Genomic DNA, 23,232 nt, shown 5'->3' with positions numbered 1-23,232 from the left:
CAGTTCTCCTGACTGTTGTCCTCTTTTTGGTTGGCTAAGAAAATGAACAACTAACTTCATATTATGCCCTGGTGCATATCAAAGTACCTGACGCTTCAATGTCGGGATTGTTACAAGAATGTAGCGCTCCTGTTCTCTCATGTTGCTATTAATATTTCAGCGGGTTATGAGAGTGCTTTATTAGGATTGAATTATGACTAAGCAAAAATCACTGACGGCAATTCTGCCTTTGTTTTTGGTATTATTTATCGATGGAATGGGGCTGGGTTTATTATTTCCCATATTAAATGCCATCATTATCGAGCCAGGATCGGGCTTTCTACCAGCTTCTCTCAGCGAAGGTATGCGCGATTTTTATTACGGACTGACCATTGGCATCTTTATGCTCTGCTGGTTTTTTGGCGCGGCAGTGTTGGGTGATCTTTCTGATAATGTCGGGCGTAAAAAATCATTGATGATCTGTCTGGTAGGGGCTTTCCTGGGCTATTTGCTATCGGCAATCGCAATTATGTACAGCAGTTTCTGGGCCTTGATTCTCGGCAGAATGATTGCAGGATTTACGGCTGGCAGTCAGCCTATTGCGCAGGCTGCGATTGTTGATGTCAGTTCCGAGGATAACAAGGCAAGAAATATCGGCTGGATCCTCCTGGCGGTTTCCCTGGGATTCGTGCTTGGCCCCGTTTTTGGCGGCCTGCTTTCAGACTCCCGTCTGGTAGGCTGGTTTAATTTTTCCACACCGATGTATTTTGCTGCGGCGATCTCGCTGTTTAACGCGATCATTCTGTCATTCTCCTTTAAAGAAACCTTCACTGGGGGGAATGAGAAAATTAATATTCGCTGGCATCATTCCATCAATATTATTATTTCAGCCTTTAAACATCCCAAAATTTCCAAATATTCGGTGGTACTTCTGATCATGATTTTTGGCTGGAGTAACTATTTTTCATTCATCCCCATGTATCTTTTCCAGTATTACCATTATTCAGTAATGGAAAACTCCTTTTTCCTGGCATTCATGGGACTTGGATTTAGTATTGGCTGCGGCTATATTGTTGATTTTTGCACCAGGCGCTTTGAATATAACAGGGTAGTGATTATTGGGTTATTGATAACCGCTTCGCAAGTGTTGATTATGCTATTGGCCGGCGAAGCCTGGGTTGCATGGACGGCTACTTTTATTATCGGTATTAGCCTGTCAGTCGCATACTCAGTGCTTTTGACTATTTTTTCTCATCTGGTAAGTGCCAGAGAGCAGGGTTGGGTTATGGGCGTTACCGGCTCGATTATGGCCTTATGCTTTGGCCTGACCTCTCTGTTCACCGGAATAATAGCGCAGGTAGGCGCCAGTTTACCTATGCTTCTGGCTGTAGGCGGATTGACGTTTAGCGCCTGGGTACTCTGGATTGTCAAATCGACCATTCGATTGGCATCTCCTCTCCATTCCCCTGTTCAGGAAATTAACGAGGAAGTTCTGTAATGAAACAAAAACCCTATATTTTGATTTTATATTACTCACGCAAAGGGGCCACCGCGCAACTGGCGAAATACATTGCCAGAGGCGTTGAAAGCATTGAAGGGATTGAGGCCCGCCTGCGAACTGTTCCAGCCGTCTCGCCGGCCTGTGAGGCGACAGCTCCTCCGGTTCCAGAGGAAGGAGCTCCCTACGCCAGTCTCGAAGACTTGCAGCATTGCAACGCTCTGGCTTTGGGAAGTCCTACTCGTTTCGGGAATATGGCGGCACCGCTTAAATATTTTCTTGATTCAAGCGCTACATTATGGCTTTCAGGTGCTTTAGTGGATAAACCAGCCTGTGTATTTACTTCCACCGGCTCCATGCATGGCGGCCAGGAGACGACATTAATCAGTATGATGATGCCTTTGCTGCATCATGGCATGATGATTTTAGGGATCCCTTATACGGAAGCGGCGCTTAACACAACTCAATCCGGAGGTACTCCCTATGGCGCTTCTCATGTGGCGGGACTCGATAATCAAAGTCCCTTAACTGAAGATGAAATCGTTCTGGCTCGCCGCCTCGGACAGCGATTGGCTCAGGCAGCCTTGAGACAGTTAGCTGAGCTATAGGGACACTGCCAGAACCAACAGCAGCCAAACCTGTCGTTGTCTTTGCGAACAAAGTAAGCAATCCAGATCAAATTTGAACAAAGTAAGGAGGTGGATTGCTTCGCTAACGCTCGCAAAGACGGTTTTTTGTGTACCTATCTTCCCTCAGTCAATATTTTTAGATAGCTCAGGGATGCATATTTCATGTTGATAACAATCTCTTCATCATGTATAGTAACAGTACATTCTGTATCAGTTTAAAATTAATCCAACTTGTTAGAGATGTCATTATGCATGCAACTTATTCTTACATCCAGATAAACACCAAAGCCTCCTCAATCTCTGCTGCTCTGGTTATTGGAACACTTAAGAATAAGATGACTGTCCTTCGCCTTCCTTGCCTCTTGTCGTTGTAACCTCGGCATTGTGCTTGGACAGGACATTATTAGCGCAACTACTTATACGCAATACCATATTTATCAATGGAACAGATAATCTTGGTTTAACTGAGAGAATCTTATGTTTAATTTTTTCAAAGCATTCAGTACACAGCAGAGTCCACGATTAACTGCTTTCCCAGGCTCACAAATGCGCAGCATATGCGGCCTGAACACTCCTGAGCATCTGGTTACCAGACAGCTCGGTTTTATATTTAGCCAGAAACATTCCAATAATGGCCACTTGCTGCAAATCAATTTACATAATCATCATGTTGCAGATGCAGCTCAAAAGAAAAATAAAGGTGAGGAAAAAGAGCAGGAATTAATCACAGAAGTGACCGACTCGGTGGAAAGAATGGTCAAAAAGCATCCTAACTCGCTATTCATAGGGGTGACACCTACTCAGAAAATGAGTAAAGGCGCTGGTTTGTATCCTGGTCATGGCTTCTCGTTTTTGACCGATACCAAGGGCCAAATCCAGGGTCATGTCAGTAAAAGACCCGATACCTTATCGATAGTGGGTAGGCGAAATGCCTATCGAGATGCCCAATTTGAGGGTAAATCTGCAAGGCAGATGCTGGATGAGCAGATGTATGTTTATAATTCGACATTTAGCCGTTTAAAGTATGATATTGGGAAGTGGCGTGAGCGATCCCTTAACTTAGAGGGCAGCTATCCTCTGTTGATTGTCCAATTACCTTTAGGTCCAGGGGTTAAAGTGAGTTCCAATGACTATTTGGCAAGAGAAAGGGAGTTGATTGAACATAAAAGGCCTTATCATTTATTCCCGGAAAGAAAACCGGATGGTAGTGTGCAACGTCCCAATAATTGTTTAACCGCGGTTGCCCAGGTTGTTTTAGGTTACGAATATTATTCAACGCTGTGCGATAGCATGTACTGCCAGCAGGCTTTGGTTGAATTGGTAAAGCGTGTCATTGAAAATCCAGATAATTTTCTGGAGCAAACCCAGAAATTAAATCTCCTGGAGGGCGTGGAGGACTGTCCTCTAAAAACTGAAGATTATCTGGGCACTTTTCTTTGCTGAAAATCCTCTCCCTCTGGGAGAGAGTTAGAGAGGGATTTAAAATCAACCCTCACCCTTGCCCTCACTGCCATTAAGTTAAGCTCTGCTGTATATTAAAACTGTGATCCCGCGAAGGCGGGGACCCATCTTTGAGCTCGCTATAATGCCAATTGAGGAATGGATTCCCGCCTTCGCGGGAAGGACATAATTCCTTAACTTAACGGCAGTGACCCTAGCCCTTTCCCAGTTTGGGAGAAGGAATTTTCTCATTTTTCTTCCAGAGCGAACCAAGATAGCTGCTGATAACATAAAACACCGGTGTGAAGACAAGTCCAAAAAAAGTAACTCCCAGCATCCCGCTAAATACCGCAACCCCTAATGCTCGTCTCATCTCAGCGCCTGCTCCAATTGCGATAACCAAAGGAAAAACTCCAAGAATAAACGCAAAGGAAGTCATCAAAATGGGTCGTAACCGAAGCCGGGCGGCTTCCATCGCGGCTTTCCAGCGGCTCTCACCCTGGTTTTCAAGCTGGCGGGCAAACTCCACAATTAAAATCGCATTTTTGGAGGCCAGGCCGACTAACACCAAAAAGCCGATTTGCGTCATGATATTGTTATCCATGCCCAATAATTTAATACCAATAAGTGAAGAAAAAAGGCACATTGGGACAATTAAAATAATGGCTAAAGGCAAAATCCAGCTCTCATACTGAGCCGCCAGCAGCAGGAATACAAAAACGACGCTTAAGGTAAAGGCAATTACCGCAGTATTACCAACCGCTCGTTCCTGAAAGGCGATTTCAGTCCATTCAAAGTCCAGGCCATAAGGCAAAAACTGCCGGGCCAGTTGTTCCATTGTGTCCAGTGCGGTTCCGGAGCTATACCCAGGCTTGGTATCCCCTAATAATTCAATAGCGGGATATAAATTAAAATGGGGAATACGCGAAGGGCCCGTAGTGTTTTCTAACCTCGCTACTGAGCCAATGGGAACCATCTGTCCTTCTTCATTACGAACTTTTAAACGGAGCACGTCATCCGGCGTCAGGCGATAATTGGCATCTGCCTGCGCGATGACTCTGAATGTCCGGCCCAGATAGTTGAATTCATTAATGAATACCGAACCCAGGTACACTTCCAGGGCTTCAATGACGCTGGCCACACGAACGCCCAGTCGCTCCGCGCGATCCCTGTCGAAATTAAGACGAAGACGCGGGGTCTTATTTTCAAAAAAGGTAAACACGGAAGTAGTGGCCTCTGCCTGATTAGCGCGGGCAGCTAAATCAAGCGTTGCTTTCTCAAGTTCATTCGTTCCAAGACCGGCCCGATCCTGAATCATCATTTTAAAACCACCGGCGTTGCCGATCCCGCGCACCGGAGGCGGTGGAATCACCACAATGGTCGCATCAAGGATACTGCCAAGCTCCTGACGCATGCGATTAAGAATGCCATCATAAGACAAATTCTTTTTTTCTCGTTTTTCAAAGGACTCGAGAACTGCAAAAATTGCCCCGTTATTTGATGAGTTCGTAAAGGTCGCGCCCGAAAATCCGGTGAAGCCAACCGCATTGGCAACGCCAGGAATTGCCAGCAGTTTGTCAATCGCCTGTTTAACTACCTCATCAGTGCGGGAAAGTGAGGCGCCTGAGGGTAACTGGATGGAGACGATAAAATATCCAATATCCTGTTTGGGGATGAAGCCGCCGGGAATGCTTCTGAACAGAAAAATAGTAGAGCTTATTAAAATCAGATAAATTACTATCATCAAGCCATTTCGGCGAGTCAGCTTACAGACCAGCCTACCGTATTTTTCTGAACCTCTTTCCATGCAGTGGTTAAATCCTCTGGCCATTCGGTGAAAGGGTTTTCGCCAGAAGGGCAGATTTTGCTGCTGATGTTCCGGTGGTTTTCTAAGTAGAAGTGCCGCCAGAGCCGGACTTAATGTCAGGGAAACAAAAACCGAGATTATCGTTGCGACGGCAACCGTGGCTCCAAACTGCTGGTAAAATTTCCCGGAAATACCCTCCAAAAATAAGGTGGGCAAAAAGACTGCGACTAAAACCAGCCCGATTGCGACCAAGGCAGAGCCCACCTCGGTCATGGTTTTCCTGGCCGCATCGCGCGGTTCCATGCCATTATGGATATTTCTTTCCATATTTTCGACGACTACAATCGCATCATCAACCACAATACCAATGGCTAAAACCAATCCAAACAAAGTCAGATAGTTTAATGAAAAACCAATCGCTTCAAGAACTACGAAACTCCCAATCAGGGAAACGGGAATTGCTATGACCGGGATAATTGCTGCACGCCAGGTCTGCAGAAAAATAATAATAACGAGCACAACCAGCGCAATTGCTTCAAAGATAGTATGCTGTACGGCATTGATTGACTCTTGAACAAATAGAGTGGGGTTATAGGCAATTTTATAGGACAAGCCTGGAGGAAAGCGAGGGGAGAGCTCTTTCATGGTGGCAACGATTTCTTTTGCCGTCTGCAGGGCATTAGTGCCTGGTCGTTGGAAAACAGGTAATGCGACTGCAGGGTATTTATTTAACCATCCCTTGATTAAATAATTCTGTGTTCCCAGCTCAACTCTTCCTATATCGCGAAGATAAACAATGCGTCCATCTTTGGACTTGATAATGATCTTCTCGAATTCTTCAGGTTTAATCAGTCTTCCCTGCGTCTCTATGTTAAATTCGATCCCGAATTGCCGATCTTGTGGCTGCTGGTTCAAAATCCCACTGGCTACCTGAACATTTTGTGAGCGAAGGGCTGCTAATACATCGCTGGCGGTAATATCGGCTGAATTCATCAGATCAGGATTGAGCCAAATGCGCATGGCGTATTCACTGGCACCAAAAAGACGAATATCGCCCACACCGTCAATCCGCCGGATTTTATCGCGCAATTGCAGGACGGCATAATTGCCGATATAGGTTTGATCATATTTGTTATTGGGGGAGAAGAGGTTAATCACTAACATTAGGTCAGGCGAGTTTTTCACTGTGGTAATGCCGATGCGCCGAACCTCTTCCGGAAGTTTTGGCTCAACAATCGCCACCCTGTTTTGCACCAAAACCTGCGCCTGATCCAGATCAGTACCAATTTTGAAGGCAATAGTCAGACGCATCTGGCCGTCACTGGTGGATTGAGAGTCCATATACAGCATATTCTCAACTCCATTGACTTCCTGCTCAATGGGTGTTGCCACCGTATCCGCTACTGTTTTGGCATCAGCCCCGGGATACTGAGCAGTCACCTGGATAGTGGGAGGAACGATGGGGGGATATTGCTCAACAGGCAGATTCATATAGGAAAGACTACCCACCAGCACAATGATAATGGCGATAACTGTTGCAAAAATAGGGCGATCTATAAAAAAGTGCGCAATTTTCATTGAGTCAGTTATTCCTTGAGCGTAATAAGTTTGGGTTTCACCAATTGATCAGCAATCTGAATGCGTTGTATCCCATCAATCACTACTTTTTCATTCGCTTTAAGTCCCTTGCGAATGATATAAAATCCACTGTCTCTTAAAGGACCGAGTTCAATATAGACTCGGCTAACCTGATTTTTATCGTTCACCACATAGACAAATTGCCGGCTCTGATCCATGCTAATGGCTTTATCGGGAAGCAATAAGGCCTCATATTCACCACTGGCTATTAAACGCGCTCTGCCAAACAGGCCAGGATAGATTACTGCATCAGAATTTGGAACCAACGCTCTGCCTTGAATGGTGCCTGTTTGCTGATCCACTATATTGTCTACGAAATCCATTTTACCCTGATGCGGGAAGCCTTTCTCATCGGGAAGCTGAATCAGAATCTGGTTAGGGTAGCGATCCGAGCTTGGACGTTTGCCGGCGCGATCCAGCCGGATGTATTTTAATAAGTCATTCTGACTCGCTTCAAAATAGAAATGGATTGGGTCAACCGAAACCACGCGGGTTAACACCGTATCATCCATGCGAACCAAGTTGCCGACACTGACAAAGTAGCGGCTGATCTTGCCATCGATTGGGGAGGTAATCTTTGTAAATTCTACATTCAGTTTCGCCTCATTGACTCGGGTTTCTGCGACTTGCATATCCTGAAGACGTTGATCAATCACTTCTGCGGAAATGAAACTTTCTTTCTGCAACTTAATTGCACGTTCATATCCGCGTTTCGCCACTTCAAACTGGGCCTGTGCGCGTGCCAGTGCGTACTCAAAAGGCCGGGGATCGATAATGAAAAGCACATCGCCTTTTTTTACACGCTGTCCGTCTTTGAATTTGATTTCCTGCAGGTAGCCGGTGACTCTTGCGCGCACATCCACTTCCTGAATCGCCTGAAAGCGCCCGGTATATTCGTCCCATTCGATGATTTTCTTTTTCAAAGGATAGGCCACAATCACTTCAGCGGGCGCTGCGGCAGGTTTTTTCTGCTCTTTATTGCAGGCGCTGAGTGAAACAATGGCAAGGACGATTAGATTAATCAGTATGGTCGTCCGTTTTAATCGCATGAAACTGTTCCTGTTGGGGCTAGAGAAATATCCTAAACGATAGTCATAACGAATCATAGAGCCTTAATGCAAAGTATTTTGCTTTGCGAGGCAATTCGGTAAAATGTGAGTTAATCTTATGACTATGGAATATTAGTTCAGTTTCTCTTTTGAGAGATACTGTATATTTTGTAAGAAGTACTAAAGGGTCAATTTGTGAAAGTTATCAGTTTTAATGCCAATGGGATTCGTGCCGCAGCGCGTGGTGGTTTTTATTCATGGTTAATGCAGCAGGATGCCGATTTTGTCTGTATTCAGGAAACCAAAGCGCAGCGCGAGCAGCTGCTTTTAGATAACATATATTATCCAGAGCCTTATTTTTGCGATTATTATGACGCTGAAAAAAAAGGTTACAGCGGCGTAGGCATTTATGCCCGCCATAAACCACAACGTATTGTAAAGGGCCTTGGGTTTGATTTTTGCGATAGGGAAGGCCGCTATATTCAGTTTGACTATCCCAGACTCAGTGTCGTTTCTCTTTATCTTCCCTCAGGAACCAGCGGTGATATCCGTCAACAGGTAAAATTTGATTTTCTTGAACGATTTGCCCTGCATCTTGATAGCCTGAAGAAAGAGGGCAGGGAGTTAATACTTTGCGGTGATTACAATATCGCTCATAAGCAAATCGACTTAAAAAACTGGCGTTCCAATCAGAAAAACTCCGGATTTTTACCGGAGGAAAGAGCCTGGATGGATAAATTATTCGGCGAATTGGGATTTGTCGATGCTTTTCGGGTAAAAAATCCTCATCCTGAGCAATACACCTGGTGGTCGCAGCGCAGTAAAACCGCCAGAGAAAATAATATTGGATGGCGGATTGATTATCAGGTGATTACTCCTGGTTTAACAGAGTCAGTAAATACCGTGTCGATTCATGCTGCAGATCGCTTTTCTGATCATGCGCCCTTAATAATTGACTACAGTGGAGATTGGTGTGCTTAAATTTGCCAGCTGGAACGTAAATTCTTTAAAAATACGCCTGGAACAGGTTATTGATTGGCTTCAGAAAAACGAAATTGATATTCTGGCCTTACAGGAAACCAAATTACTCGACGACAATTTTCCTGCCAATTTATTCAGAGAGCTAGGTTATCATGTCGTGTTCTCCGGTCAAAAATCCTATAACGGAGTGGCGGTAATCAGTCGTAGTGCACCTCAGGACATTCTTACTGATATACCCGATCTCGAGGATCCGCAACGCCGTATTCTGGCGCTCACGCTGGATGGAATACGCTTTATAAATCTTTACATCCCCAATGGTTCCAGCGTGGGTTCGGATAAGTACCTGTACAAATTGGACTGGCTCAATAAAATAACTGCTTATATTGAAGAGCAGTTGAAGCAATACCCAAAATTAGTCGTTCTCGGCGATTTCAATATCGCACCTGAAGACCGGGATGTGCATGAACCCTCAGAATGGATTGGCAATGTTATGGTTAGTCCTGAAGAACGATTAGCGTTCACCAGCATGCTTAATCTGGGACTAAAGGACAGCTTTCGCCTATTTCCGGAGAATGAGATTGAATTCACCTGGTGGGATTATCGCGCCGCCTCCTTTCGGCGTAATCGAGGTCTGCGTATTGATCATATTTTGCTTAGCCATGAACTTGCATCCTGTTGCCTTAGCTCAAGGATTGACAAAGAGCCGAGACGCGCCGAGCGTCCTTCTGATCATGCACCTGTATGGGTTGAATTAGAGCTTGGAAACTGATTAACTAGTTATTTTTTCAAGGATGAAATGAATATGAAAATGCTTAAGTATTTCTTAGCGGTTTTGATGTGGGCTTGGGGACAGGGGCTGTTTGCAGCGACAACGGAAGAGATTTTGCTGATTGAGAAGGTCAGTACTTCTGAAAAACAGCAGAACATGACTCCAAAACAAGCGTTAATGAAACTTAAAGAAGGCAACCAGCGTTTTCTGGATGGGAAAATGCTGCAGCGAAATTACAGGGTTCAGGCTAAACAATCCTCTTATGGACAATATCCCTGGGCGGTAATTCTCAATTGCATGGATTCGCGCAGCGTACCTGAGCTGTTTTTTGATCAGGGTTTGTCTGATTTGTTTATTCTGCGTGTCGCTGGCAATGTGCTCAATGATGACATGTTAGGAAGCATGGAGTTCGCAACCAAGGTGGTTGGCTCGCGTCTCATCGTGGTTTTGGGGCACAGTTCCTGCGGCGCAATGGCTGGTGCCTGCGAAAATGTGAATTTGGGTCATCTCGACCATATCCTGGATAAAATTAAACCCGTTATTTCAGAGTCGAAAAAGGAAGCGGGCACTGAAAATTGCACGAGTCCGCAGCTACTCAATCAAATTGCCAGAAATAATGCGCTCAATGTGGTTCGACAGATTAGGGAGCAAAGCCCCATCATCCGGGACTTGCTGGACAAGGGGCAGGTTGGCATTGTGGCTGGTCTGCATGATATTAAAACCGGAAAAGTCACCTTTTTTGAAGAGGAGCGCTTGTTAGGCGGGAAGTGAGATCAGATTTTTGAAGAGTTGCGTAATCGAACCAGGCAACTAACCTGTCGTCTTTGCGAACGAAGTGAAGCAATCCAGATCGTACACGAACAAAGCAATGATCTGGATTGCTTCGCTAACGCTCGCAAAGACGGGATTTAATCACCCGTCTTCACTTATGCAACAACGCTGCGCCGAAATAACACACTGCGAAGTGGAGCCTACTATCAACAATGAACCTGATCAAAATCCGGCAGCCTGAACTGACAGCCCTTAATCAGCAAGTGAACTTTTAAGTTAAGCACAAATTCATGGCTTAGTTCCTGGGTAATATTATAGTCATTTTTCTGTAATTTGCGGCCGTCGATTATAGTTAAGGTTCCTCCACCATAGCAACTGGCATGGTTACCGTTTTCAATGAGCAGGGCGGCGTTCTCTTCTATGCCATAACCCATATGCCCCGGGAAACGTTTGACCGCATGGGCAAGACGTGCAAAACGGCCCCTCTGAATGAAATGCGTATCAATGATTGACTCTGCCAGTAAGCCGATAGCTTTTGTTGTTTTCAAATGGTCATCCACCTGCGATGCTTCATTCCCGCCTTCACAAATCATCTGGTCAGCAAGGATCATCGCTCCGGCGCTTGTTCCCGCAACAATTAATTTATCTTCGTGATAGCGTTGGCTAATGATTTGAACTAACTCATTGTCCATTAAATCCAATACCTGTTCCTGGTTTCCTCCTGTAAAAAAAACAGCGTCGGCATTTTCAAGGCGGTCGCGATAGTGTTCCGGCCTGTCATCGCCGAGAATAATAAAATGCGGTCTTGTCCCCGTGATTTTATCGAATACAGTACTGTATTTTTTTCTCATTTTTTCAAATTCTTTCGAGGGTGTGGTTATCACTTCGAGTGTTTCAATACGCAATTCAGAAAAAAGTTCCTCTAATAACTCAAAGCGGTATTTTTCCGAATTCTTGGACTCATTGATTGTTTGTGTTTCCGCACCGCCTATGAACATGAGTTTCCCTATTGTCATAACTTCTCCTTAATGCAGTAAGCCAAGGAATTGGTTGGTCAAAAATGGTTCAATGCTATAGTTATAATATAAACCAGATTTCAAAACTGTTCAGGATGATGAACGCGCTAAGTCCAACTAAAAGGAGCTTTATATGGCAAGTAATTTCAGATCGATTTTAGAAGAGAAGGGCTGTCCGCTTGATAAGCAACAATTTACCTGGAAAGAATTGGCAGGAAAACCAATCAGCAAGCTGGACGATGATGCATTTACCCGTGTGCGCATTATTTTGCTAAATGGGATCGAGCTGGATGCGCTGCGCACCAAACATTTCTTATCCCGCTTTAATAAAGAACTTCAGCTTCCATTAGCTCAGGTAAGACGGGTAGAACAGCACCAGGCAACACAGATTAACTGGTTACTCTCAGCTGACCATTCACCGCTTGAAACCACCATTGCCTATGAGCAAGTGGCTATTGAAGTAACAGCCGCCGTTGCAAAATCTGAGCCTGATCCTTATCAGGCACAAACTTACCGCTTTGGATTACTTGAAGATTTTGATCATCTGTATCGCTATGCGGCAATGCTGGATCGGCTGGAAGGCAAAGATGCCAACAATATTCTGCAGGGATATACCGATTTAATTCCTGGGCGTCCCACATCAGAACATCACCGCGCCCCAAGGGATGACCTTCGCGATTCCTATCAGAAAGACAAGGCTCAGTTAATCACAAAAATACATGCAGCTATGATTACAGCCGCAGAATTCCAGACTCACGATTATTATATGAATATCGGGCCTCTTTTTGCTGATCCAATAGCAAGGCAGCTTTATGCTGAAATCGCCTCCATTGAAGAGCAGCATGTCACTCAATATGGTTCTTTAATGGATCCAGAGGAGTCTCTGATTGAAAAATGGATTATTCATGAATTAATGGAAATTTATACTTATCTAAGCTGTGTAGAGCAGGAGAGCAACCTGCGGGTTAAGGCTATGTGGGAGAGATTTCTGGATTATGAATTAGGGCAATTTCATCTTGCATGCGATTTATTCAAGCAATTTGAAAAAAGAGATCCGGCTGAATTATTGACTGGTGACTTGCCGGTAATGCTTGAATTCAAAAGTCAGCGTGAGTTTGTGCTCGAAGTTTTAAAAGCTGAAATTAATTTGCGCACCAATGGTGCTCAATATGTACCCTTGGAAAAAGAAGATAAAAGATCAATACGTTACAGGGAGCATATGAATTCAGAAGGTGTTCCGGCTGACATCGCCTCTGCTGGCTATCAGTGGCGTCCCGGTACTGAACTTAGTAGTGCAAGACACTGAAGACAAGGAGTCTATTATGAAAAATTATCAAGGACATAATTTTACCGGCGTCTTGCTGGAGCCACAAAATCTGAAATCTATGCTAAAGGCGGAAACTCAATTCCCTCCTGACGTGCCTGGAGATAGCCGCATGCTGAGTAAGCAGCGAAGCCAAATGGCTGCAGAGGCCAATCCCGTGGGTAGTATTCCTGAGGCTGAAGGCAAGAGCAGCAATCCATCGGGTTTTCAATTACTTATTGACAAACTGGGTGAACGCCTGGCTTATGAGCGTTCTGGTGTTCGCATATATGATGCTGCACTCGCAAAAGCTAAAGGACTGAATCAAGACGAATTATGTAAGGAATTTCAGCATCTGCGCGAGGAGGAAGCTCAGCATATGGCCATGTTAGAGGACGCGATAACCCGATTGGGCGCCGATCCTACTGCGATGACTCCCTGTGCAGATGTGAGCGGAGTATTGGGGATGGGCATCATTCAGGTACTAACTGATCCAAGAACAAGCATTCCGCAAACCGTGGAAGCCTTAATGACTGTAGAGCTGTCGGATAATGCAGCATGGGAAACATTGATTGAACTGTCTGCGCAAAATGGATATCCACAGTTGGCAGAGGAATTTATGACGGCTCTAAAACAAGAGCAGGAGCATTTACTAATCATTAAAAAACTATTGGCAAAAAGTCTGAATTTAAAACCCGCCAAAAACGCATTTTATCTTGTATTTGCTGATGAAGAGGGCTGGACTGTGAAAAAGCAAGGTGCATCGCGAGCGAGCGGACACTTTAAGAATAAGAAAGAGGCCATTCGTGAAGCTTTAAAGCTCAGTGAAAATGCAAAAGCAGGACTTATTATTCATAATCAATAATGGTTATGGCGGGCTGGGCTGAGCCTTGAAAACTATTGCTTATAATCATAAAACAGGGGCGCAAGCAGGCTGCTGCAATGCTGGCCAATTTTGCATAGGAACTCTTTTTCATGAGCAAATTGAGATTGGACTTGCATACAGGTATTGTTACTGCCTAATGAATAAATAAAATAGCCGCCTTCCTGCACTTGTTCGGCAATTGATGTGCCGACAGGCAGTTCATGTCTGACCTGTCGTAAATAATAAAGTTCCTCATAACGCGCCGGATGATAGAGCGATTGCCAGCTTGCCTGTTCACAACGCTGATACCAGGCAGGGTTATAAGTTAAATCGTATTCCCATAAATTACGACTAAACAGGTTAAACTCCATCGAGGGAGTAGAGGAAATAATCAGAATACGAGCATGCGAATCAATTGATAACACCGACATATGATGGATTTGATGAAGTCCTAGTACATCACTAAATATGCGCTGTATTTTATCCTTGTGACCAAATAGAAGATCCATCATTTGCGGATGTGCTGTTGCTATACGACTGGTTTCCATGAATTTGCTTAAAACGTTCCATGCTAATGGTTAAAATGCCCGGCAGATGCCAGCGCTAAATCAATAATCTTCCTGGTTTGTTCAGAATTTGCATTAATCTGACTCACGTCCTTGATGAGATCCAGCAAAAAATTGGCGATCTCCCCTCTATTGCGGCTTGCATTATATAGATCTCCTGCGCGAGTGAAAATATAGTGCAGAAGATTCTTATGAATCAGGAGGGTTTCAGCTCCTTCTGGTTGCTGCGAAATACTGTCGCCAAATAACAACCAGCCTGGAGATACGTTCAATTTTTCCGCGATTTCTACCAGTTTGGCAGGCTCAGGAATCGCTTCGCCACGCAGATAACGCCTGCATATCTGCACAGAATAGCCAGTTATACTGGCCAGTTGATGAATACACACACCGGAAGTTGAGCGCTGAGAGTTTAATCCCGCGGCAATCATAGCGTCTCTTAATCGGTAGGAAAACTGTTTACTAAGGTCGACTTTTTCCATTGTTTAATAATCAGAGGAAAGGTAATGAAGTGTAACAAATTGGAAACCATCGTGCAATTATCAAGATAAAAGGAAACTTTTGGTTTCCTTTGGAAATTAATTGTTGACATTAATTTTTGGTTTGCTATGATGTCTCTCGAAGTCAACGGAAACGACTTCACGAAGCTCTGGTAGCGATGGGAGTATGAAGACGGAACAAATTACCCCGGTAACTGCCAGCAGTGGTTTAACTCATGGCAATTAACCTCGCCGTGTAAGGCTTGAATTGATAGCAGTCTATTCAAGCCTTTTTATTATCAGAATTATTAAATAAATTGTTTGCTTTGTGAAAAAAGCTTTAATATAATGCCCGACGTTGTGCTAGGCACGTAGCTCAGTGGTAGAGCACCACCTTGACATGGTGGTGGTCGGTGGTTCGATCCCACTCGTGCCTACCAATTTCACCCTCTGCATCTAAATCATTTTTCATATATCAGCTTTTGCTTGTTAAAGCAGCAATAAAATTTATGGAATAGACGATTGTCTCTATGATATATACTATTCCTATATAGAGCTCATCGGTATTGGAATGTATTTGCAAGGATTGGATAAATGATACCTCCGCATAAGCCAGTAAATGAAGCAGATCGCCTGGCGACACTTTATAAGTTACAAATACTCGATACCGAGAAAGAAGAGCGTTTCGATAGAATAACCCGGATTGCATGCAAGCTGTTTGACGTGCCTATTTCGGTGATTTCATTCCTGGAAGCGGAGCGTCAATGGATGAAATCTACCCAAGGATTTGATATTGCCGAGGCCGCCAGAAAAACTTCATTTTGTGGTCATGTGATTCTTTCAGATGAAATTATGGTGGTAGAAGATGCAACCAGGGATGAGCGCTTTTATGATAATCCTTTTGTGATAGGGGGGCCAAATTTCAGATTTTACTTAGGCTGTCCTTTAAAAATTAAAGGCTACAATGTGGGAGTTATTTGCCTGATTGATGACAAGCCTCGATTGAAGGCTGAAGTCGATCAGAATCTTATCCATGATCTTGCTCAGATGGTTGAAAGGGATCTGGAACAATTACAGGTTTCTATAACCGATGAATTAACCGGCTTAACCAACCGCAGGGGATTTCTAAAACTGGCCGGCTACCTGTTTCAGAAATACCAGCGTGAGAATCAGATATTTACCCTCTTGTTTTTTGATCTGGATAAATTTAAATACATTAATGATCAATTTGGACATGCAGAGGGTGATAAAGTATTAAAAGATGTTGCAGACGCTCTTGTGCATAATTTTCGTTATTACGATATAATTGCCCGCTTGGGAGGCGACGAATTTTGTGTATTTTGCTCCGAACTGAATCAAAAAGATGTATCAGGAGTTATTAAACGCTTTAATCATGCATTGAAGTCAGTAGAGCCCAAAGTGTACGCCATTGAATTTAGTGTGGGCGTCATTCAGTTCAATCCAGAAGAGCATCAGACTCTTGAAGACATGCTGGCTCAGGCCGATTATAAGATGTATGCGACCAAGAAAGCGAAGTAAGAGAGAGACTGATATTTCATGCTTTACCTCTGTTCAAAAATAGGTTAGTCTGTAGGTTTTGCCAATATATAAATTAATAATGCCAGGATAGCCCATCTCTGTGCATACTGCTAAATTTGCTTCAATCTGAAGACGGAAGGAATAAAGATGCCTCATATTAAATTGCCTGATGGACAAATTAAACACTTTGAACAGCCTGTAACTGTCTATGAAGTGGCAAATACTATTAGCCCCGGGCTGGCTAAGGCCGCTTTGGCTGGCTCCGTTGACGGACATCTTGTGGATACCAGCTTTCTGATTCAGGAAGATAGTGATCTGGTCATTATCACCGAGAAACAGGAAGAGAGCCTTGAGGTTATTCGGCATTCTACCGCCCATTTATTGGCACAGGCAGTCAAACAGCTGTTTCCAAGTGCCCAGGTAACTATTGGCCCGGTAATAGAGGATGGTTTCTATTATGATTTTGCCTTTGAGCGTCCTTTTACGCCGGAAGATCTGGGGCGTATTGAAGCAAAAATGACTGAATTGGCCAAAGCCGATTATCCTGTGTCAAGACGTGAACTGCCGCGTGATGAAGCTATTGATTATTTCCGTAGTCTGGGGGAAGAATACAAAGCTAAAATTATTGCCGAAATTCCCCAGGGCGAAGTGATTTCCCTCTATCGACAGGGGGATTTTGAAGATCTTTGCCGAGGTCCGCATGTGCCTTCCACCGGCAAACTGAAAGCATTTAAACTGACCAAGCTGGCGGGGGCATATTGGCGAGGTGATTCCAATAACGAAATGCTTCAACGGGTATATGGCACAGCCTGGAATGATAAGAAGTCGCTGGAAGCCTATTTACATCGCATCGAAGAAGCAGAGAAACGTGACCACCGCAAACTGGGCAAGGCCCTTGATCTTTTCCACTTCCAGGATATCGCGCCAGGAATGGTTTTCTGGCATCCTAATGGCTGGATAATTTACCAGGAATTAGAGCGTTACATGCGCAGCCGTCTGGCAGATTTTGGTTATCAGGAAGTAAAAACTCCACAATTAGTCGATCGCTCTCTGTGGGAGAAATCCGGCCATTGGGATAATTTCAGAGATGAAATGTTTATTACTGAGACGGAAAACCGGCTTTATGCTGTTAAACCCATGAACTGTCCCTGCCATGTACAAATTTATAATCATGGTTTGAAAAGCTACCGCGATTTGCCATTGCGCCTATCAGAGTTCGGCAATTGTCACCGCTGTGAACCCTCCGGTTCGTTACACGGTTTAATGCGTGTCCGCAATATGGTGCAGGATGATGCCCATATTTTCTGTACAGAAGAGCAAATACAGTCTGAAGTAGCAATGATGCTCGAATTGGTTCAGTCCGTGTATGCGGATTTCGGTTTCAGTGAAATCAAATATCGCCTGGCTTTAAGACCTGAAAAACGGGTAGGCAGTGATGAAGTATGGGACAAAGCGGAGAATGCCTTGAAACAGGCGATGGCCGGTCATGACATTCAATGGCAGGATGCGCCTGGCGAAGGCGCTTTCTATGGCCCGAAAATTGAATGTTCCCTGGCAGATTGCCTGGGAAGAATCTGGCAATGTGGTACTATACAGGTTGATTTTTCAATGCCGGATCGTTTGGGAGCAAGTTACATTGCCGAAGATGGCGGCAAGCAAACTCCAGTGATGGTGCATCGGGCCATTCTGGGTTCGTTCGAGCGATTTATGGGAATTCTCATTGAGCATTATGCTGGAAAAATGCCGTTATGGCTGGCACCAACTCAGGCTATAATCTTTACTGTAAGTGAAAAACAGCAGCAATTTGGCGAACAAGTAACAAAAATTTTGCAAAAACAGGGGATCAGAGCCAATTTTGACTTGAGAAATGAGAAAATTGGTTTTAAAATTCGCGAGCATACTTTACAGAAAATTCCCTTCCTCTTGGTCATTGGTGACAAAGAAGTGGAAACCGGCTCCGTTTCAGTGAGAACACGTGAAGGTACGGATCTGGGTGTAATGACGATTGACAGCGTTTGCGACCTGTTGCAAAAAGAGATTGCGACCAAAGGTCGTATTTAAAACTCAGATGGAGGGTTAAACTATTACTGCACCAAATAAGCGCGATAGCGATCGTGCAAGAGTTAATGAACAAATCAATGTACCTGAGGTACGTCTCATTGACGCTGACGGCAACCAGGTGGGCATTGTGTCTACGCGAGAAGCACTACGCGCAGCAGAGGATAGTGGGCATGATTTGGTTGAGATATCGCCATCTGCCAAGCCGCCTGTCTGTAAGATTATGGATTATGGTAAATATCTGTTTGAACTGAATAAAAAATTATCTGAAGCGAAGAAAAAGCAGAAGCAAATTCAGGTCAAAGAGTTGAAATTTCGTCCTACGACGGAAGACGGGGATTATCAGGTCAAGCTACGCAACCTGATACGGTTCCTTAATCATGGTGACAAAGTCAAAATTACGCTGCGTTTTCGCGGTCGTGAAATGGCCCATCAGGACATTGGTATGAAAATCATGGAGCGTCTCATGCAAGATACAGCAGAACATGCTGTTGTTGAGCAACAGGCTAAACGTGAAGGCCGCCAATTAGTTATGGTCTTGTCGCCTAAGAAAAAAGGCTGATTGCTGAATACCTCTTTACACTGCTGCAATTCATTGCCAACAGGCAAATTGCTCGTTTTGAGTTTGAAAGTACTGGATGCCAACATTAGTAGCGAAACAAATGCGGAGTATATGCTATGCCAAAGTTAAAGTCGCATCGTGGAGCGAGTAAACGCTTCCGTAAGACAGCGGGTGGTTCTATCAAGCGTCGACGCGCTTACAGAAATCACATCCTTACCAAAAAATCGCCAAAGCAAAAACGTCATTTGCGTGTTGCGGCAGGTACACTGAAAAAGTGTGATGCTCGTCTCGCAGAACGTATGCTTCACGGTAGTTAAGGGGAGGAGTGAATAATGCCAAGAGTTAAACGTGGAGTGACGGCCAAAGCACGTCACAAAAAGATTTTAGATCAGGCCAAAGGTTATTATGGTGCCCGTAGTCGTACCTATCGAGTAGCCAAACAAGCAGTGATCAAAGCCGGTCAATATGCTTACCGTGACCGTCGTCAAAAGAAAAGACAATTCCGTGCATTGTGGATTACCCGAATCAATGCTCAGGCTCGCGAGTGTGGTTTGTCATACAGCCGTTTGATTGATGGTTTGAAAAAAGCCGCTATCGAATTAGACAGAAAAGTTCTGGCTGATATGGCGGTTTATGACAAGCAGGCTTTTGCTGCTGTTGCTGAACAAGCCAAGGCCGCTTTAGCCCAATAGATAATAATTGTTCATTGCGCTCTGATCTGCTCGCGGGATTATGCAGAGGATCAGGGCAAAAACGCATTGAACTGGAGTTTATTATCAAAGCGCTTCATTTTGTTAGATGAATAGGGAGGCTTGGGCCTCCTTTTCTATATGCAGGTCAAGATCATGCAAGACATAGTCGAATTACAGGAAAAGGCTGCCAAGGCCGTACAAGAAGCCAATAGTATACAAATCTTGGAGGCTATTCGGATTGATTATCTGGGTAAAAAAGGTCTTTTGACGGAAATTCTTAAAAGTCTTGCCCATCTGAGTGCTGAAGATAAACCCAAAGTTGGCCAGTTGGTAAATCTTGCCAAACGAGAGCTTAACAGCTTAATTGAAAATAAATTAATTGATCTTAAAGAAATAGCCCTGCAGCAAAAGCTTCGTGATGAGCGGATCGACATTAGTCTTCCCGGAAGAAATACCCAGTCAGGATCTCTGCATCCAGTGACTCAGGTCAAACAACGGGTCAATGACTATTTTAGCCGTCTGGGATTCGACATCGTTACCGGCCCGGAAGTAGAAACAGAATTTTATAATTTTGAAGCCCTTAATATACCTGGGCATCATCCCGCGCGTGCAATGCATGATACCTTTTATTTTGGGGATGGACATTTGCTGCGTACGCATACGTCGCCTGTTCAGATTCGCACTATGGAAGAACGTCAGCCGCCAATGCGTTTAATCGCACCCGGACGGGTCTATCGCTGCGACTCCGATTTAACGCATACGCCGATGTTTCATCAGGTTGAAGGCTTATTAATTGATAAAACAGCCACACTGTCTCAGTTACGCGGTCTGCTCCATGATTTTTTCGCCGACTTTTTTGGCCGTGAGCTTGCATTGCGGTTTAGACCATCCTATTTCCCTTTTACTGAACCATCTGCTGAGGTAGATATCGAGTGTACCCAATGTTCAGGAAAAGGCTGCCGTTCCTGCAAATTTACCGGCTGGCTTGAAGTGCTGGGCTGCGGGATGGTTCATCCCAATGTGCTCAAAGCCGTTAATATATCTCCAGAACACTATCAGGGATGGGCATTCGGTATGGGAATGGATCGTTTGGCGATGCTTTACTTTGGTATCGACGATTTAAGAATGATGTTTGAAAATGATCTCAGCTTTTTAAAGCAATTTTAACTAGCACCTCCTGAGCAATCGGCTTGAAAAATCCTGGTAAGAGGAAACGATGAAAGTAAGTGAAGAATGGTTACGTGAATGGGTAAGACCCTCCCTTAATGCACAAGAATTGGCCGAACTATTAACAATGGCTGGATTAGAAGTCGATTCCATCAGCCCCGTGGCCGGCTCTTTTGACCAGGTTATTGTTGCAGAAGTTGTAAATACAAAGCCGCACCCTCAGGCTGACAAGTTAACACTATGTGAAGTGAGCACAGGCAAAGAGCTGCTGCATGTGGTCTGCGGTGCGTCCAATGTCAGAAAAGGCTTAAAGGTTGCGCTCGCACAAATCGGCGCCAGTTTACCCGGTGGAATTCATATTAAAGAAACCAAATTGCGAGGCGAGTTGTCACAGGGAATGCTGTGCTCAGCTTCAGAGTTAGGCTTGACTGAAAGTTCTGACGGGATTATCGAATTAGATGGAAATGCGCCTGTTGGACAAGACTTACGTGCTTATTTATCTTTGGACGATCAGGTATTTGATATTGATTTGACACCCAATCGCGCTGATTGCCTGAGCGTGTTAGGAATCGCCAGAGAAGTCTCGGCATTAACCCGCTCTACTCTGGCTGGCGTTACTGAAACCCCGTCTCGGCCTGTCATCGATGAGCAACGTTTAGTTCAGCTCAGAAACCCCGAGGCTTGCCCGCATTATTGTGGACGAGTGGTTCAGGGTGTTAACTCCCATGCTGTAACTCCTCTGTGGATGCGGGAGCGGTTACGCCGTGCAGCTATACGCAGTATTCATCCGGTGGTCGATATAACAAATTATGTAATGATTGAGCTGGGACAGCCCATGCATGCTTTTGATTTGCAAAAGCTTGACGGCAATATTGAAGTACGTTTTGCTCGAAACAATGAGTCATTACGCTTGCTGGATGGGCAGGATACTACATTGGCCGATAATATTCTGGTGATTGCTGATCAGAGTAAGGTGCTGGCAATGGCCGGTGTAATGGGTGGGGAAGAAACAGCTGTGAGTGATGAAACCACTACTGTTTTCCTGGAAAGTGCTTATTTTACACCTGTACACATCGCGGGAGTCGCGAGAAAGTTTGGTCTGTTTACCGATTCCTCGCAACGTTTTGAGCGAGGGGTCGATCCACAACTGCAATTAAAGGCTATCGAGAGAGCCACCAGTCTGCTACTGGAAATTTGCGGGGGACAAGCGGGGCCTGTCACCGAAGTGGTTGAAAACAACTTTATGCCCCAGCTTCCCTGCATCGACTTTAATCCATCCAGGGTGGAGCAATTAACAGGCGTGGTTGTGGAAGAGGCTGAGATATTGGCACTGCTGCAGAGTCTGGGAATGACCGTCAGCAAAGAGTCATCCTGCTGGAAAGTTACGCCGCCCGCTTATCGTTTTGATATTCAGCTTGAGGTGGATTTAATCGAGGAAGTCATTCGTATTCGAGGATATGACCGAATTCCAGGGCAAAAAATGATTACGACGGTTCAGCCAGGCAGCATTGCCCCTGTCGAGTCAATCTCCAAGCGTGCAGCGCATTATTTCGCTGACCGTGGATATCATGAGACAATTAGCTATAGTTTTGTCGATCCCGAATTGCAGCAGGCTCTATACCCGCATACAAAGGCATTGAGTTTATTGAATCCTATTTCCTCCGAGCTGTCGCAAATGCGTACCGGAATGTGGCCTGGCCTTTTAGCTTCCATGATTTACAACATGCATCGGCAGCAAACATCGATTAAGTTTTTTGAGGCAGGTGTGGTGTTTGAAGTCGAGAATGACCAGGTAAAAGAACACCCTTGCCTTGCCGGTTTAATTGCCGGAGAGAGCGGCGGTATGAATTGGTGTGAACCTGCACGTTCGTTTGATTTTTATGATATCAAAGGTGATCTGCAAGGTCTGTTTGCACTGCTGCAAATTTCAGACGTAGAGTTCGTGTTAGCCGAGCATTCTGCTTTGCATCCTGGAAAAACAGCGAAAATACTAATCAATGGTAAAGTGGCGGGATGGTGCGGCAGTCTTCATCCCCGTATTGCCGATGCCCTGGATATTCAGGAAGAAGTATTACTGTTTGAGTTGTATTTGAATGAGCTGATGGCCAGCTCGGTTATACGCTATGCGCAAATTTCCCGATTTCCACAGATCCGTCGCGATCTGTCCATTCTGATGGATGATAACATCCAGATGGGGGAAATTGAAAAAGCGGTTAAATCGGTAATTCCCAATAACTGGTTGAAGTCTTTTCATGTGTTTGACATCTACCGCGGAGAGAATATTCCACAAGGCAAGAAGAGTGCTGCTATTGCGCTGGTCTTGCAGGACGACAATAAAACCTTGATAGATAACGAGATAAACCAGGTAATTGATGCTATACTCAGAACACTTGAGGATGATTTTTCAATTACGTTGAGGGATTAAAA

General features: G+C 44.6%; 20 protein-coding genes and 1 tRNA gene. 16 read left to right on the top strand and 5 right to left on the bottom strand.

Annotated elements, in window-relative coordinates; genetic code table 11:
* Positions 1 to 193 precede the first annotated feature (193 nt).
* The 3 genes from E1O89_RS05895 (at position 194) to E1O89_RS05885 (ending at position 3,549) form a co-directional block, all read left to right on the top strand.
* Positions 194 to 1,477: an MFS transporter gene (locus tag E1O89_RS05895; protein ID WP_133139348.1), complete on the top strand. Its 1,284-nt coding sequence runs from the start codon at positions 194 to 196 to the stop codon at positions 1,475 to 1,477.
* The gene (gene wrbA, locus E1O89_RS05890; RefSeq protein WP_133139347.1) at positions 1,477 to 2,085 is read left to right on the top strand and encodes an NAD(P)H:quinone oxidoreductase; all 609 of its coding nucleotides are present in this window, start codon (positions 1,477 to 1,479) and stop codon (positions 2,083 to 2,085) included. Before E1O89_RS05895 ends, wrbA begins: the two co-directional genes overlap by 1 nt.
* 498 nt (positions 2,086 to 2,583) lie before the next feature.
* Entirely contained in the window at positions 2,584 to 3,549 is a 966-nt protein-coding gene (locus E1O89_RS05885) for a hypothetical protein (RefSeq protein ID WP_133139346.1), read from the top strand.
* Between the two features lie 211 nt (positions 3,550 to 3,760).
* Here the strand turns inward: E1O89_RS05885 and E1O89_RS05880 are convergent, their stop codons facing one another.
* Complete coding sequence (locus E1O89_RS05880) at positions 3,761 to 6,931, bottom strand: efflux RND transporter permease subunit (RefSeq protein ID WP_133139345.1); 3,171 nt, start codon at positions 6,929 to 6,931, stop codon at positions 3,761 to 3,763.
* Positions 6,932 to 6,939: 8 nt separating this feature from the next.
* Positions 6,940 to 8,040, bottom strand: coding sequence for an efflux RND transporter periplasmic adaptor subunit (locus E1O89_RS05875; protein WP_133139344.1), 1,101 nt, complete (start codon positions 8,038 to 8,040; stop codon positions 6,940 to 6,942).
* Positions 8,041 to 8,235: 195 nt separating this feature from the next.
* On the opposite strand from E1O89_RS05875, the gene E1O89_RS05870 reads away from it, so the two are divergent.
* The 3 genes from E1O89_RS05870 to E1O89_RS05860 are packed head-to-tail and all read left to right on the top strand — an operon-like array spanning position 8,236 to position 10,561.
* On the top strand, positions 8,236 to 9,021 hold the full coding sequence (locus tag E1O89_RS05870) for an exodeoxyribonuclease III (protein WP_133139343.1): 786 nt from the start codon (positions 8,236 to 8,238) through the stop codon (positions 9,019 to 9,021).
* A complete protein-coding gene (gene xth / locus E1O89_RS05865) occupies positions 9,014 to 9,790 on the top strand; it encodes an exodeoxyribonuclease III (protein WP_133139342.1) in 777 nt (258 codons plus the stop codon). Before E1O89_RS05870 ends, xth begins: the two co-directional genes overlap by 8 nt.
* A 39-nt stretch (positions 9,791 to 9,829) precedes the next feature.
* A complete protein-coding gene (locus E1O89_RS05860) occupies positions 9,830 to 10,561 on the top strand; it encodes a carbonic anhydrase family protein (protein ID WP_262337441.1) in 732 nt (243 codons plus the stop codon).
* 206 nt (positions 10,562 to 10,767) lie between these two features.
* Here the strand turns inward: E1O89_RS05860 and E1O89_RS05855 are convergent, their stop codons facing one another.
* On the bottom strand, positions 10,768 to 11,577 hold the full coding sequence (locus tag E1O89_RS05855; protein ID WP_133139341.1) for a cyanophycinase: 810 nt from the start codon (positions 11,575 to 11,577) through the stop codon (positions 10,768 to 10,770).
* 133 nt (positions 11,578 to 11,710) lie between these two features.
* Here E1O89_RS05855 and E1O89_RS05850 point away from each other — a divergent pair, with 133 nt between their 5' ends.
* Positions 11,711 to 12,883 (top strand): hypothetical protein, encoded by a 1,173-nt coding sequence (locus tag E1O89_RS05850; protein ID WP_133139340.1) that lies wholly within the window; start codon positions 11,711 to 11,713, stop codon positions 12,881 to 12,883.
* A 16-nt stretch (positions 12,884 to 12,899) separates the two neighbouring features.
* Entirely contained in the window at positions 12,900 to 13,745 is an 846-nt protein-coding gene (locus E1O89_RS05845) for a demethoxyubiquinone hydroxylase family protein (RefSeq protein WP_222845427.1), read from the top strand.
* 32 nt (positions 13,746 to 13,777) lie between these two features.
* On the opposite strand, the gene E1O89_RS05840 is transcribed toward E1O89_RS05845, so the two are convergent.
* Positions 13,778 to 14,293 carry a hypothetical protein gene (locus E1O89_RS05840; RefSeq protein WP_133139339.1) on the bottom strand — a complete coding sequence of 172 codons (516 nt, stop codon included), beginning with the start codon at positions 14,291 to 14,293 and terminating at the stop codon, positions 13,778 to 13,780.
* Between the two features lie 23 nt (positions 14,294 to 14,316).
* Complete coding sequence (locus E1O89_RS05835) at positions 14,317 to 14,790, bottom strand: helix-turn-helix domain-containing protein (RefSeq protein ID WP_058507825.1); 474 nt, start codon at positions 14,788 to 14,790, stop codon at positions 14,317 to 14,319.
* Positions 14,791 to 15,152: 362 nt separating this feature from the next.
* On the opposite strand from E1O89_RS05835, the gene E1O89_RS05830 reads away from it, so the two are divergent.
* From E1O89_RS05830 to pheT, 8 genes are all read left to right on the top strand, one after another.
* Positions 15,153 to 15,227: transfer RNA gene (locus E1O89_RS05830), tRNA-Val, on the top strand.
* 154 nt (positions 15,228 to 15,381) lie between these two features.
* Complete coding sequence (locus tag E1O89_RS05825; RefSeq protein ID WP_133139338.1) at positions 15,382 to 16,326, top strand: sensor domain-containing diguanylate cyclase; 945 nt, start codon at positions 15,382 to 15,384, stop codon at positions 16,324 to 16,326.
* Positions 16,327 to 16,473: 147 nt separating this feature from the next.
* Complete coding sequence (thrS, locus tag E1O89_RS05820; protein ID WP_133139337.1) at positions 16,474 to 18,387, top strand: threonine--tRNA ligase; 1,914 nt, start codon at positions 16,474 to 16,476, stop codon at positions 18,385 to 18,387.
* Positions 18,388 to 18,409: 22 nt separating this feature from the next.
* Entirely contained in the window at positions 18,410 to 18,946 is a 537-nt protein-coding gene (gene infC / locus E1O89_RS05815; RefSeq protein ID WP_058507822.1) for a translation initiation factor IF-3, read from the top strand.
* A gap of 116 nt (positions 18,947 to 19,062) precedes the next feature.
* Positions 19,063 to 19,263 carry a 50S ribosomal protein L35 gene (gene rpmI, locus E1O89_RS05810; RefSeq protein ID WP_112220062.1) on the top strand — a complete coding sequence of 67 codons (201 nt, stop codon included), beginning with the start codon at positions 19,063 to 19,065 and terminating at the stop codon, positions 19,261 to 19,263.
* Between the two features lie 15 nt (positions 19,264 to 19,278).
* Entirely contained in the window at positions 19,279 to 19,638 is a 360-nt protein-coding gene (gene rplT, locus E1O89_RS05805; protein ID WP_112220061.1) for a 50S ribosomal protein L20, read from the top strand.
* A gap of 153 nt (positions 19,639 to 19,791) precedes the next feature.
* The gene (gene pheS / locus E1O89_RS05800; protein WP_133139336.1) at positions 19,792 to 20,805 is read left to right on the top strand and encodes a phenylalanine--tRNA ligase subunit alpha; all 1,014 of its coding nucleotides are present in this window, start codon (positions 19,792 to 19,794) and stop codon (positions 20,803 to 20,805) included.
* A gap of 49 nt (positions 20,806 to 20,854) precedes the next feature.
* Positions 20,855 to 23,230, top strand: a complete 2,376-nt coding sequence (pheT, locus tag E1O89_RS05795) for a phenylalanine--tRNA ligase subunit beta (protein WP_133139335.1) — start codon at positions 20,855 to 20,857, stop codon at positions 23,228 to 23,230.
* Positions 23,231 to 23,232 lie beyond the last annotated feature (2 nt).

This window comes from Legionella genomosp. 1, from assembly GCF_900640215.1.
In the GTDB taxonomy this organism is placed as follows: domain Bacteria; phylum Pseudomonadota; class Gammaproteobacteria; order Legionellales; family Legionellaceae; genus Legionella_C; species Legionella_C quinlivanii_A.
The sequence above is the reverse complement of the archived record's forward strand: the minus strand, read 5'-3'. Positions and strand labels throughout refer to the sequence as shown.